Consider the following 13,356-nt stretch of genomic DNA (forward strand, 5'->3'; position numbering starts at 1 on the left):
CTTAATCAATCTTTAGAACGTGGCGAATGGCGGTTTCAAAGGGTTGTCCAGCAATGTCTTGTAGCTCCTGCTGCAGTAACGGGCGCCACTCGTCTTCGTCAAATTCATCCGCAAGGGCCAAAAATTCTTCGGCGGTATGCCGGTATCCCATCACGTAGGTTTCTCGAATTTGGCGTAGAGACCCGTTTAGATTGAATATCCGGATTGTTTCCTCGGCTCTGTGTCGTTCTTGTTCCGTTAAGTTGTCTGCAGGCGCAACCTGGCCGTCTGATAAAAAGCGCAGGTAGTATTCTGGGTCTTCCTGGTCGGCCTTGATGAGATCTTGAGGCTGATAAGCCTGCCCATCCTTGTGTTTGCCGCAGCTGTCTGGGCGGTTACAGGATCCAAACAGGTTGTTCCAGTCAAATGTTCCCTGGGGATGGCGGCTTCTTTGCCGAAAATGTTCGATATGGGCGTGGTGGCTGTTGGGCTCGGTACGAATATGACATTCGCAGTAGGCGCAACGGTTACCTTGCATCACATTTAGGCTGGCCCAGATTTCGGTTTTAGCTGCAGGCGTAACGCAGCCCCAGTTATCGCGGCCATGCTGATAATTGCTGAGGCAATCTGGTGCTGGTGGTCTGTCGAGTTGGTGCATATCAGTCCTTTGACCCACCAGCGGAGGTTTTCCCTCTCAGCTTGGTTTTCATTTGCTGCAAACGTTCAAGACGCTGACACTCCAGCCATTCGGGGTGCTGCTCACCAAAATGATCGAGAATCTTGGCCTTGAGTTTCTGCTTAGTGTTCTCGTTTTCAGGCGAACTCTGGCTTGACGTTATAAGTACTTTGTAGTCTTTGAGCCACTGAGCCTCTTCAACGCCAGGTATGGGGTCAATCCCTTGCAGCTCAGCCATTACTTCGTTGCTGGCGACGCCACGGCTCTGCATGGTTGGTATTGTCGCGTCTGATTGAATCTCTCCGGTTTCAGGGTCCTGCTCACTACGAATGAGTCGGATGGATTCAGAGTTCACTGTGGACAGCACCTGGGGGCTGTGAGAAGTGACGATGAATTGCACTCGCGGAAAGGCAGCGCGGAGAGAACCAATCACAGTTTGCTGCCATTTGGGGTGTAGGTGCATGTCGACTTCGTCGATGAAAGCGATGCCTTCTGTTTTCATGGGAGCATCTGCGCCCATCTGGGGGTTCAGTTTGGCGCAACGCCAGGCCATGTCTGCTACCAGAGAGACCATGGCGCGAACGCCGTCACTGAGCAGAGAAACCGGTAGTACGCCCAGTTCCTCGTGAGTCATAGCGAGTTCTTCATGGTGGACGCTGTAGTGGAATCCACTCCAACCCTCGATGCTAAGCACGGTATTTACCGTCTCTTGAATGCCCTCGATTTGGTCAGCGATGTTGTAACCTTCGTAGGCCTGCATGCTTTTCTGTTGCAGTGCTGCAAAGGTGGCTTTGGTCATCCATTGCTGAACCTGAGTAAAGCTGGAAGCAGAGCTGAAGCAGTCCTCATAGCCCATGGTACGGCTCTCGCTGAGCACTGACTTGCGGGTCACGTTTTTGTGTACGTTCCACAACCGTCCAGAGCCATAATAAGCGAGCAGGGGCAGAGCAACTGGCTCAAGGTTTCGCACTTGAGTCATCATCTTCTTGCCAAGTGCCGCGAGTTCAACCGCATCCTTTGTCGTGGTCTTGTTTTTAGCGCCGCTGAGTTTCCGCAGCACGGGGTTCTTAAGACCCGAAAGCGATGCTTTCACTTCAACAGGGAACTGTTGCTCACTCTCTGGCTTGTTTTTCTCGCGCTTGTAGCGGGCGTCTCTCTGTTCAATATGTTTGGCCTTACCCAAATCGAAAGCACCTACGAAAGTGCCCAGCGCAATAGTTGCGGCATCAAGCACTGACGTTTTGCCTTGTCCGTTTCGCGCCGCCAACACTGTCAAGTTTTTATGGAAACTGATTTCCAGGTGCTTGAAGCGTCGAAAGTTAGTGAGTTGTAAAGTTTCGAGCTTCATGGGGTTAGCTCCTTGGGCTCTGCTTTGGATAGCAGGTATTTCAATTCATAATTGACGGATGGGACGCCAAAATCTGGCTCTACTGTGAAAGGGTTTCGCACGTAGTAGGGGCCTTCATACTGATCACCGTCGACAACCACAATGGCGAGCCAGAACTTTTCGGCCTGATTGAGCGCGTAAAGAATCTCGTTGCGGCTAACGGTGATGGTGTCCTGGCCCTTGGCGCGGCCTTTGATCTCGATATGCCGGTCAGGTGGCAATGAGCCATCAGAGTTTGCCGGCGGCCTCGCCGTCACGTCCCAGCCGCACTTTTCAGCAGAGACATCCTTCACTGAGTGCCCGCGAGCCCGCTCGTTGTCGATAACCGCAGTCATGGCAACCTGCTCAATGCGGGCGCGAGCCTGAGCATCCGCAGTAAAGGTGGTTTCGCCTTTTCTCATCGATAGCAGTCCTTGCGGAATCACCAAGGCTCCACCAATCACAACAGGTGTGCTGGAGACGACGTTTTTCATGGCTGCCAATTCTCTTTTGCGCTGGTTCAATCGCTCGGTCAGCTCATCGACTCTTCGACGTGCCATCTCTGGTTGCATCCGGGGCTGTTTGCCTGCGGCCATATCGTCGGTGAGTTTGATGTACCGGTCAGACCAGTAGCTGATCTCCTTCACTAGCCGCTCGTTGACTGCCGTTAGTACTTTGTCTGCCTGTCGTTCTCGGCGGGTTTTAACTTCCTGGTAGTGCTCTGGGACCAGATGTTGGGAAGCATGACTAAGCGCCAGGCCTTCAAGGTTTCCGGTGATCCACGGGGCATTCAGGATGTCCTGAACCAGCTTGTGGTCAGATGTATCGATGGGCTGCAAATCAAGATGAGGTGCCCACCCGGCATGGAAAGTCTCGCCGTGCTGATCAATCTCCACAAACTGCAAGCGACGAGAGGCGATAGTGGATTTTCCGCTGTCTTTGTCGCCACCATCATTGATGCCTTCGCGAATTGTGTGGTCGACCATGAATAGAATCTTCGGCTCAATACCGTCGTCATTCGGATCTACCAACACGGCACCCTGCTTGAGTTTGCTGCGGTGAGCCTCAAGCACTAAGTCAGTTGCTGCATGCATCAGTGGATGGCCGGGGTGAATTAGATCGGCCATGGGTTTTCCGGTAACTCGAACCATCTGCTTCTCAAAGCAGATACGCTCGTACTTTTTCAAAACCGGGGTGCGACTCTCACCGATAATGCGATCTCGCTCGCGAATGGCTGCTGGCACATGGCGTACTTCATAACGCCCGGCTTCCCGAGGACGCATCTCTCCCGTGAGTATCTGGAAAGCTTCGGTAAAGAAGGCACGGATAAAGTAGGGCTGAAGCTTGCGCGCTTCGGCCTTTTCCATTTCTTCCTTCACAGCGTATAAGTCATCAAGCGACATGTGCTGCTCAACGAGGGCATTGCGGCGCAGAATCTCCTTGAGGTGATCGGTATCCAGGGCACCGTCTATCACCTGGTTCAGCTTGTCTTTGACCTCTGGTGATTCGCCGTAACGAATGGCCTCAATGAGCAGATCTTTCAGCGATTTGTTCTCGAATGCCTCGCCGAGAATATCGAAGACCTTGCCGCCTAGTGCCTGCTTTTCGGTTTCCAGCTTGTCGAACAGTTTCTGGAATACATCGCCCTCCCGGGTTTCGTTGGCGACGAGATTCCAAAGGTGACAGACCTCGGTTTGACCGATGCGGTGAATACGGCCAAAACGCTGTTCGAGTCGGTTTGGGTTCCATGGCAAGTCGTAATTAACCATCAGGCTGGCGTTCTGCAGGTTTACACCTTCGCCTGCAGCATCCGTTGCGACCAGCACCAGTACATCCGGATCGTTTCTGAATTCTTCCTGTGCTCTGCGTCGAGCGTCACGGTTGGTGCCACCGTGAATGGTGATCACAGCATTCTGGTCGCCCAAGAGACCACTGATGCGATGGACCAGGTAGTTTAGGGTGTCTTTGTGTTCGGTGAAGATGATCAGCTTGCGGCGGCTGCCACCGGCGGTATACATTTCGGGCCGGTCTTGCAGTAGGTGAGAGAGCTCTTCCCATTTTTTGTCGTTGCCAGATTGAACAACCGTCATTGCCTGGTATTCCAGGTCTTTAAGAATCAGGATTTCGGCTTCCAGCTCTGGGATGGTTTCAGCGGCTGTGGCTTGGTCAACCACCTGATCGACGACCATCTCATACTCTTCGGCACTCAGCTCTTCGTCCATCTCATCGATGTTTTCGGGCACATCAACCTGTTTCGTGACTTGGTATTCGCCCAGTGTTTCCGCGACACCATTCTGTCCGGACTTCTTAATCCCTTCGCCCCGGGCTACTAGCTTCATTTCATCCAGGCGAGACTCAAGGCGCTTTCGCCGACGTTTGAGAGATTGATAAATGGCCTCTGGGCTTGAGGCTAGACGGCGCTGCAACATGGTCAGCGCGAAACCGACTGTACCTTTACGCTTCCCATCGAGGTTGTCCGCCCGATTCATCTCGTTGCGGACGTAGTCTGTCACTTCTGCATAAAGGGCTGCTTCAGCGTCTGAGAGGCCATAATTTGCCGTGTAGGCGCGGCGCTCGGGGAACAGTGGCGTACCATCAAATTTGAGTAGTTCTTCCTTGACCATGCGACGCATCATGTCGGAGACGTCAACCTTGTGAGCCCCCTCGCGGAACTTGCCATAAAAACGGTCACCGTCCAGCAGGGAGAGCCAGATCTGAAAATCCTCTTCCTTCCCGTTGTGTGGTGTAGCGGTCATTAGCAGGAAATGACGGGTGATTGAGCCCAATAACTCGCCGAGCTGGAAGCGCTTGGTTTTGTTGACCTTGTTGCCAAAGTAGTTGGCTGAAAGCTTGTGAGCTTCGTCAACGATGATCAGGTCCCACTCAGTGTTTTTGAGTTTCTCCTGGTAATCTTCGTTGCGGGAAAGTTGGTCCAGGCGGCAGATAAGCTGGTTGGCTTCGTCGAAAAAATTACCGGAGGCGCACTGTTCCTGCTTTTCACGGCTGAATATTTCGAACTGAACGCCAAACTTTTCCAGCAATTCATCCTGCCACTGATCGGTGAGGCCACCTGGCGAAACAATGAGGATGCGCTTGGCATCCGCGCGCATTAGCAGTTCCCGGATCAGCAGGCCAGCCATAATGGTTTTACCGGAGCCGGGGTCATCGGCCAGCACAAATCGCAACGGTTGCCGGGGCAGCATGGCTTCATAGACTGCCGATATCTGGTGGGGCAGGGGCTCTACGTTTGAGGTGTGCACCGCCATCATGGGGTCAAACAGCGCGGCCTGAGTTATACGGTAGGCTTCAAGGCCAAGCTTGAAGTCCGCACCTGGCGCATCAAATGCCCACGGGCGACCAGTCTCAGCCAGTTCCAGGCGCGATTCATCAGAACGAAACAGCATTTGCTCGTTAAGGCGACCCTGGCTGTCTTTGTAATAAACCGTGAGAGCGTGCTCGCCCACTTGCTCTGTCTGTACGACACGGACAACTTCATCGCCCTGGATGCCACGAACTTGCGCGTCTTTTTTTATATCTTCCAATTTGAGCATGTTGCTGTTTCCCTACTTTTCGGCAGCCTTACCAGAGCGGACCCATTCGTCGACCTCATCCTTCTTGAACTTCCAGAGTCGGCCAATTTTGTGGGCTGGAAGCTCTTTGTGCTCTATCCACTTGTACACAGTGTCGTTGGAAACGCCCAGATACTGGGATATCTCGCTGATCGAGAGCCACCGATCTGCCATATCGACCATGTTGTTGTCCTGGGTTTTCATGGTTTCGGGTCCGAGTGTGTGCGTGGAACTTCAGGTTTTGCCGGTTTTGATCGGCTTTCACCGGATTATGTCAGAGGTGTTCCCTTCTAGTCACGGAAATGTGGGGTGAGGCAGTGGCTATAAATTCAGCAACTAATGATAGTTTTCAGAATTGGTCAGGAGGTAGCTTGCTGGTTCTGAGGTTCCCGTCGCTTACCCTGTACAACGTAACGGTATAGCCGCTTATTTGTTGGCCCTGGATGTAGAACCGGAAAGGTGTATCTGCTTTGTTGTACGCTGTTTCAGGACCAAAGAGGTGCTCCGTGCCATACCAGTTTTGACCTGAGGCATATTTCAGTTGGTAAGTCCCGAGGGGTACCTCGAGATCAACGGTCGTCCCACCGCGCACAAAAACATCGAGGACATTCCTTCCAGTGGATATGTTCTCCAATCTGACCAGGTAATTTGCTCCTGAACTTGTCTTGATCTGCAGCGGGGCTTCACCGGATTCGTTTGTGTAGCGGTCAATAGTCCCGGTCTCAGGAAGAGCGAGTTTTGGTTCACTGAAAGCGGGCTCGTCTAGAAACTCATTTGCAGACTGAGTACCGGAGCTAGATGTTCCGTTGCCAGCGACAGGTTGCTGATAAGTCGTACTCGATGGCGGAGTGGGAGTTGAGGTAGAAGCGTTGTTCGCGGACTTGTAGTAGATAAAACCGCCTACCACGAGGCCGATTACAATAAATGGGCTAACGAATTCAACGACAGACCGAAGCAGAGATTTGGCGGATGCCTTAGCGTTGTGTCGTTTTATTTTTTTCTCGAAAGCTTGGCTGGCGGATGTTGGAGTCCAGCTTCCCTTTTCAAAGTCCTGAGACTGCAACCCCTGCCAATTGTCCCCATGAGTAAGTCCCAGTTTGGCTCTAAGTGCTCCGATGTCGCTCAGCGCGGTATGCACTTGGTCATACGTTTTCCTCCGGCCTTCGCTGAGCAGCACTTCGGTTGCATCTTCCTTAAGCCTGGCATCACTGCAGGATTGAACGGCTTTTTGAATCTCTTGAAGCGACGCTTTCGGGCTGACTCCGAGCCGGCGGTATAGGTCACGCATATTTCACCAGGTAGTCGTAAGCTTCACGAATTCGAACAAACGTCTGGGATGCTGCGGCGACAGACTCCTCGCCTAGAGATGAAAATCGATCCGGATGGTGAATCTGGGCAAGCCTGCGGTATGACTGTTTAATTTCTTCTTTGCTAGCAGCCTGTCGGACTTGCACCTGACAGACAGCGTTTAAAGTGATCTTGTTCGCTTGGCTCCCGACTTTCACCGCAAGTGGCCATCGGGGTGCACAGATTGGCCTCAATGGCACCTAAAGTACACCATGAAAGGCCTTAAAATGGCGGCAAAAGGCCCTCACACCGCCATTTTCAACACGCTCATACGCTTTACGTTCCATGCCAGCGTGGCTAACGTCCATTCGCCTGCAACCTTCTTCAGCCCCCTCATCGAGAACTGCCTCAGGCCCATCACCTGCTTGATAATTCCGAACACGGGCTCCACTGTTTGTTTTCGCAAGGCGTACAGCGCTCGCCCAGATTGGGTAGTGAGCCGGTGTTTCATCTGCACCACCGGGTCGTTCGTGACAGGCGCTGGTTCATCGGCTGCGAATCGATCAAATACGGACAGATGGTGTTGATCGCGGGCCACCGCCAGTGACGGCTGGATGTTATTTTCCCGGCACGCCTGAACATTGGTTTTACTGAAGTAGCCCGTGTCGGCCAGCAGATCAGTGACGGTGCCCAGGGCCTGCGGCAACGCACCTATCTGGGTCAGGGCTGGAGTAATCTGCTGTTTGTCGTTTGTCGCCTGGGTCATGTGGGTACTGACAACCAGCATCGTCTCGGTATCCACTCCGGCCTGAGCGTTATAACACTGCTCAAAGCCCCCGCCGGAGACGGGCATGATGCGCGATTCGTCATCGCTCAGGTTCACTTGATCGGTATCCCGAGGGCCGGGCTGCGGTGGTTTAGGTGCCCGGCCCCGGGGCTTTTTTCCGGCGTCCCTCTGGGCCTGCCGTTTGGCCTGTTTTTGCTGGTAGTCGGCCTGCTCCTGATCAAAGCGTTCTTGTGCTCGCGCCTCTATGGCCCGCTTGGCGTCTGCCAGCGCTTCCAATCGGGCTTCACGCCGGGCGATTTCGGCGGGGATATCCATACCCTCAAGTACTGGTGCCTGATCTGCGGCCTCCGCCTGAGCGGCGAGTGCGTTCACTTCCGCCTTGAGCTGCGCCTCAATCTTATTTGCGTGGGCATAGGACAGCGCTTTGTGCTTACTGGCGTTCGCTTTTACCTTGGTACCATCCAGGGCGATCCGCCCCAGCTTCACCAGATTCATTTCCCGCGCCAGCAGCAGGACCTGCACGAACAGAGCCTCAACCTGAGGAAGAAAGCGACGGCGGAAGGTGGCGATCGTGTCGTGATCCGGATGCGTGTTGGCCGCCAGGTAACGGAACGCAATCGAGTCGTGGGTAGCGCGCTCAATCTTGCGGCTGGAGAAAACGCCGGTCGCGTATCCATAAATCAACAAGCTGAGCAATACGGCAGGATGATGGGCCCGTGAGCCGCGCCCGGCATACTGCCGCGTTAGCTCAGACAGATCGAGCTGATCAACGACCTCGACGACAAAACGGGCCAGATGGTCTTCAGGCAACCAGTCTTGAACAGACGGTGGAAGCAGGAAGTCGGTGTCCCGGTCAGCTATTACGAAATGTCCCATCAGTGAATTCCGGTTGTGGCCCGTGTTGCCCCGATTATCTCATGTCGATACTGCTTGGTTAAGTCCGACAGGCTGCTAGCACCGGGTTCTAACCCGAGAGTGGCGTACGCTGCGATTGCTTTGCTTGAGTGTCTGGGTTGTTCATGGTGATTGTTGGTGCTATCAGATCCCTTTGATTGCTGTGACGAGTCTTCTCGAGCTCTCTCACGGTCCTGCCAATATCTTGCGGAACTGACATCTGATGGAGTGGGGATCTCCCGACCGGTCATATTGACAAAGGTTTCATTTAATCCCGATCGGTTAACACCGAGGAGGTCTGCAAGAAATCTGAGAATGTGGTTTTCTGAAGGAAGCAGTAGCCCATCTGCAATGGAGATGCCGATCGCCATTTCCATGAACAGATGAGCTTTTTCCCCTTTGAAATGTGATGAAACAATGTCGCAGGCCAAGTGAATTGCGGCGAGGTCGTGATTCTCAGCGATGCGGATGAGCTGTTGGATTGAAATTCCATGTTTAGCAGCTGCTGAAATCTCGGAAAGTTGTTTTGCTTCTGTTTTATCAACGTTGCCGTCGCTTGCCGCGATCCAAGCAAGTATCAACAGAATTGAGGTTCCCAGCTGATTGTTGCTTTTGAGAAACAGCTGCTCAAATTCTGTAAAAGATTGGTCCGTCACTGCAGAGACCTCTTACCCATGGCTTGTTCAATCAATCCCATCAGAAGCCGCTTCCGTTCATGAAAGAACTCTGACGAGTCGTCAGCACGCATTACGGTGGGGTGAATCGCATACGAAGTATGGCATTCATTCAGTCATTATCCAGTTGGACCTGATCATGGTACTGCCGTTTTGCCAGATGTGCAGACGGAACCACCCGCTAATCACTCGACTTGCCACCGGGCATGCCAGCTCGTGCTAATGAACTGGCTTCCCAAACCATAATTTTTTTGCTGCTGAAAGGCCGTCATCGCAATTTGCCGTACTTCGGTGTATGCAGAAGGATTTGAATGCTTAAAGATGATATCTTTTCCTGGCTTCAACTGGAGCATTTTATCCATCAACTGCCAGGAGATTTAGATGAGTCAGTACGGTCCACTGATCAGCTATGACGTGTCAACTGTCCCGATTACAATGACTGTCTCCACTGCCATTGTGAAAAAATTGGAACAGATCTTTCGTGACAATTATTGCCTCCCTATTGATCATACTGCCCAGTCAGGAGACCGCGTGACATTCACTTTCAATGAGTCTGTCGACAGACACACATTTCTCCGACATCTCGAAACGGGCACACCCGAAGAGTACGGTTCCGTTTAGTTGTTTTTTCTGCGGTGAAATTGCGGAGCTATGACAGCAGGTTCTGACCTACTTTTGGAGTCCGCAGACGGCCATACTTGTCCACATAGTTTATGGGGGAAAGTTAGAGCCAGCCTTTTGATGCACCATGGGTCATGTCGCGTTCGACCTGCTTTTCCTGCAGCCACGCATGTATCTCGGAATCTATCCACCCTACCGATCTTCCCCCGAGATATATGGGCCTCGGGAAGATTCCCATATCCACGTATTTGTAAATTGTTGATTTTGCCAAGCCGGTCTTGTCTTTGACTTCCGCTAATCTGATTACTCTCATATCTGCACTCCATCAGTTCGTCATAAGATCTCTCCGAAGGCAGGTTAATTGCGTGTTGTGAGTGAACGAGGAGCCAGGTAGAAGCACCGAGTCATCGACCTGGCTCCCAAGTTTACATCTACTGGTGCCCATGGAAGTACGAGGGGGTCATGGGCACTATATTTCGATCCTCACGGATCAGTATGGACTGTAACTTCCGCTTGAATCATCCCAGAAGTGGACCGAAGGGCTATGGTTTTGTCTTATTTGATCGTGGCCTTCAGCTGAGCCAGACAATGCTTCATCGTCCAGATCGGTGAAAAGTGCCCGTATGTCGCCGAAGGGCTCAACTAGCCTCAGCCCTCGCATTTGTCTCGCTGCCTCCAAAAACCAAGACCTAGCATGTGTATTCACTCTCGGCTTCATTGAATACCGAGTAGCGCTGACAATCTTGTTTCTAAGATCCCGCCCCTCGCCAGCCATTCGTCGAATGTTGACGATCGGCAGGTAGTGAGCCTGCAGTGCTTGTTGCCACTCCTCTGCCCATTGCATTTCAGACACATAGTTTACTCCTGCATGCATCGACGGACTGACCTTGAGGAGGCAGTGAAAGTGGGGGTGGGCAGACATGGTATTGAGCCTGCCGTTACCAAAGAAGCTTTCGGTTACCTCCACAAACCGGATGCCACCATGAACATGCCGTTTCCAAAACTCCCGGTTCATTAATCGCCGGAAAGCCTGATTCATGTGCTCGATGGATGTCCGGACGTCGTCAACCTCACAGTTACGGACGGTCAATGTCAGAAAAATCCACTTGTCCTGCAGAAGCGACGGGTTCTGGTCTAAGGTCCGGTGAACCTTACTGCAGTACCTCAAGGATTTCCGCCATTGGCAAATTGGGCAACTACGATGCTTGCAGTACCAAGTGTCGAAAAAAGTACCGTAGGCTTCGTCCGAATACGTTTGCAGGCGATTGGCGCATTCGAGGATGCGCATGCCATCGCGCAGTGTGTTGCTGTCGGCTAAGAAGTGTCCGGCGACTTCCTGAGCTGATAGTTTTAGCTGGCTCAGGTATTCCAGAGTAGTCCCTTCATGATGATCATTGTTCATGTTGCGAGTCTCCAATTGAATGGTTTTGGGATGTTCGGATTTATTTGCCGAACAGCCAGAGAGCGGCCCAGAACTGGACCAGTTTGCCGAGAGTTGCCTCGGATTTTCTTAATGCAGGAGGTATTGAGGGGGTGGTTCTTGATCGAGAGAAGTTGTCTATTAATTTAAATACAGGAGGGCGTTATGCAGCTTTTGGCAGTGTGTCAGGGCTTCCAGGCGCTTGGTCGTCGGTCGCAGAACCTGCGCACTGCGCCAACCAATGTTTCACTTCTGCCAGAATCCAACCGACGGCTGACCCGGCCAGCGGAACAGGGTGTGGGAAATTCTTCTCATCGATGTACTTGTACACGGTGGACCTGGCCAACCCTGTCAGCGCCATGACGTTTCTGATTCGCAGAACCCTGAGGTCCGATTCGGTTGTATCATCCTCAGTAATGGTGACTGCCCAGGGGGTAACGTGGTTTGAGCAGGAGGGCACTTGATCGCGGTCGCGGATGCGTTGGGCAATCCACCGATTTATCGCGGTCGCGTTCCAGCCAACTGACATGCCACCGAGAGTGGTGGCGGACGGGAATTTTCCAAGGCGTGAAAACTTATACAGGGATGAGCGGCCGAGGCCTGTTGTTTGAATTACGTCTCTGAGCCGTAAAATTTGCATGGGTGGTTCTCCGGACGGTTACGTTCAAACCATTCGTAGAACCCTGTAGAACTTAATAGACGGTGATGGGCTACCGCGGACTCGTTGCCATTGCAGAGCGAAGTCGGTTTAGTCAGCTGTTTTTTCCTTCTCGGTGCTTGGAGGGTCTGGCGCGTTCAGTGCGACCACTAGGAGTCGATCGGTTGAGACCTTTGATATGGGTGCCAGCTCAAATGAGGTGACTGAGGAAAGCTTGAACCTGTTACCGCGCAGTTCGGCAGCGATCTCCGTTGCCAAAGTGTTCGCGATTTCAAGTACTACCCTGACCAGCATTCGTCTGCTCTTCTTGGATGGGGCGGTCTCTGAGCCGGGAGACAGGAAGCGTCTGGGCAGCAATTCTCTATAAAGCGTCCTGAGCATGCTGAAGGTGGGAGCGATTTGGTTACTATTCGATGAGGTTCTGATCCGCGCAAGGGCAATGCTGCGGGCTACCCTATCCACTACCAACTGGAATGATAGCCGCAAATTGAAGTTAGCAGCCTCTCTGAAGAAGCATTCGACCGACGAAATGTCAAAGCTCGGGATTTGGGCTATCACTTGAACATCTAATTTTGTTATCGCCAGATCGAACGCCTGTTGATTGTTTAATGACTTTTTTAAGGTTTTCCAGTGCTTACGCTGGATGCCCGTCATTTGGTGGGTGATATCAAACATCGCATTAGCTTTAGCGCCAGAGCCCAGGTTCACGAACATTTTTTTCACAAGCTTTGAACCAGTGGGCAATATAAACAGGGGGTGGGTCAGGTCGAGCCAGTAAGTGGTGGTTGTTTTCCCCAAAATTCGTGCGCCTGTCATGCCCGGCACTGAAAAAAGTATAATTCCGAGCTTTCTCATCTTTTTGACTTGGAGGTTGATCCTCTGGGCAGTCATCCCGGTGTAGGTAATAAGTTTGCTGGTTCCGAGGCCGTTTACTGCGCCGCATTCATTGGCGCAACTCAAGAGGGCTATCAGAAAAACAATGTTGGCAGGAGAAAGCGATGAGGAATCTGCGTCGGCATCGGATGTTCGATGGGCTAGGAGACTGTGAACGGATTCCAGGTGAAGAACGCCCCCAGGATGCGTAGGTGTCAGGTTGCGCAACATCTCCGTGGTCGCTGCCGAGATGTTGATAAATCGTTTTGGTCGTCCCCTCTGACCGATACGGTAATCGGGTTCAATATGGCCTGTGTCGATTAGCTCGTTAATCACCTTACCGGCTCTAGCCCGTGGTATTGCCATATGACTAGCGCAATTTTCAACGCTCATTTGCACAGGAAGCGAGTGGCCGTTTTCCAGCCACAGCTTCATCAACGCATATCGCGCTTGCGGTGATAGGCCGGAGAGATCGGATAAAAAGTTAGCAATCAGCATGCGACCAAAATAGTATGCCTGACCGTCACTGTCCATTAATAAAGTGTCAAAAAT

General features: G+C 52.3%; 12 protein-coding genes. All 12 read right to left on the minus strand.

Annotated features, from left to right (window positions below; translation table 11 throughout):
- Nucleotide 1 precedes the first annotated feature (1 nt).
- The gene (gene ptuB, locus ACP86_RS16970; RefSeq protein WP_053114869.1) at nt 2-637 is read right to left on the minus strand and encodes a retron Ec78 anti-phage system effector HNH endonuclease PtuB; all 636 of its coding nucleotides are present in this window, start codon (nt 635-637) and stop codon (nt 2-4) included.
- A 1-nt stretch (nt 638) separates the two neighbouring features.
- A complete protein-coding gene (locus ACP86_RS16975) occupies nt 639-2,003 on the minus strand; it encodes an AAA family ATPase (protein ID WP_053114870.1) in 1,365 nt (454 codons plus the stop codon).
- Entirely contained in the window at nt 2,000-5,572 is a 3,573-nt protein-coding gene (locus tag ACP86_RS16980; protein WP_053114871.1) for a helicase-related protein, read from the minus strand. The genes ACP86_RS16975 and ACP86_RS16980 overlap by 4 nt, the downstream gene beginning before the upstream one ends.
- 12 nt (nt 5,573-5,584) lie before the next feature.
- Nucleotides 5,585-5,773: a methylation-associated defense system helix-turn-helix domain-containing protein MAD1 gene (mads1, locus tag ACP86_RS16985; protein WP_053115558.1), complete on the minus strand. Its 189-nt coding sequence runs from the start codon at nt 5,771-5,773 to the stop codon at nt 5,585-5,587.
- Between the two features lie 166 nt (nt 5,774-5,939).
- The gene (locus tag ACP86_RS16990; RefSeq protein ID WP_053114872.1) at nt 5,940-6,878 is read right to left on the minus strand and encodes a hypothetical protein; all 939 of its coding nucleotides are present in this window, start codon (nt 6,876-6,878) and stop codon (nt 5,940-5,942) included.
- Complete coding sequence (locus ACP86_RS22710; RefSeq protein WP_082220579.1) at nt 6,871-7,137, minus strand: J domain-containing protein; 267 nt, start codon at nt 7,135-7,137, stop codon at nt 6,871-6,873. Before ACP86_RS22710 ends, ACP86_RS16990 begins: the two co-directional genes overlap by 8 nt.
- Before the next feature lie 44 nt (nt 7,138-7,181).
- Entirely contained in the window at nt 7,182-8,540 is a 1,359-nt protein-coding gene (locus ACP86_RS16995) for an IS1182 family transposase (RefSeq protein ID WP_053113251.1), read from the minus strand.
- Nucleotides 8,540-9,214 (minus strand): TerB family tellurite resistance protein, encoded by a 675-nt coding sequence (locus tag ACP86_RS17000; RefSeq protein ID WP_053114873.1) that lies wholly within the window; start codon nt 9,212-9,214, stop codon nt 8,540-8,542. Before ACP86_RS17000 ends, ACP86_RS16995 begins: the two co-directional genes overlap by 1 nt.
- A gap of 742 nt (nt 9,215-9,956) precedes the next feature.
- Nucleotides 9,957-10,166: a helix-turn-helix transcriptional regulator gene (locus ACP86_RS17010; RefSeq protein WP_053114875.1), complete on the minus strand. Its 210-nt coding sequence runs from the start codon at nt 10,164-10,166 to the stop codon at nt 9,957-9,959.
- Nucleotides 10,167-10,343: 177 nt separating this feature from the next.
- Nucleotides 10,344-11,255 (minus strand): protein rep, encoded by a 912-nt coding sequence (locus tag ACP86_RS17015; protein ID WP_053114876.1) that lies wholly within the window; start codon nt 11,253-11,255, stop codon nt 10,344-10,346.
- A gap of 181 nt (nt 11,256-11,436) precedes the next feature.
- The gene (locus ACP86_RS22490; protein ID WP_053114877.1) at nt 11,437-11,913 is read right to left on the minus strand and encodes an AlpA family phage regulatory protein; all 477 of its coding nucleotides are present in this window, start codon (nt 11,911-11,913) and stop codon (nt 11,437-11,439) included.
- A gap of 108 nt (nt 11,914-12,021) precedes the next feature.
- The gene (locus ACP86_RS17025; RefSeq protein ID WP_144422725.1) at nt 12,022-13,338 is read right to left on the minus strand and encodes a hypothetical protein; all 1,317 of its coding nucleotides are present in this window, start codon (nt 13,336-13,338) and stop codon (nt 12,022-12,024) included.
- Between the last annotated feature and the right edge of the window lie 18 nt (nt 13,339-13,356).

Origin of the sequence: Marinobacter sp. CP1, from assembly GCF_001266795.1 — a bacterium.
GTDB lineage: Bacteria > Pseudomonadota > Gammaproteobacteria > Pseudomonadales > Oleiphilaceae > Marinobacter > Marinobacter flavimaris.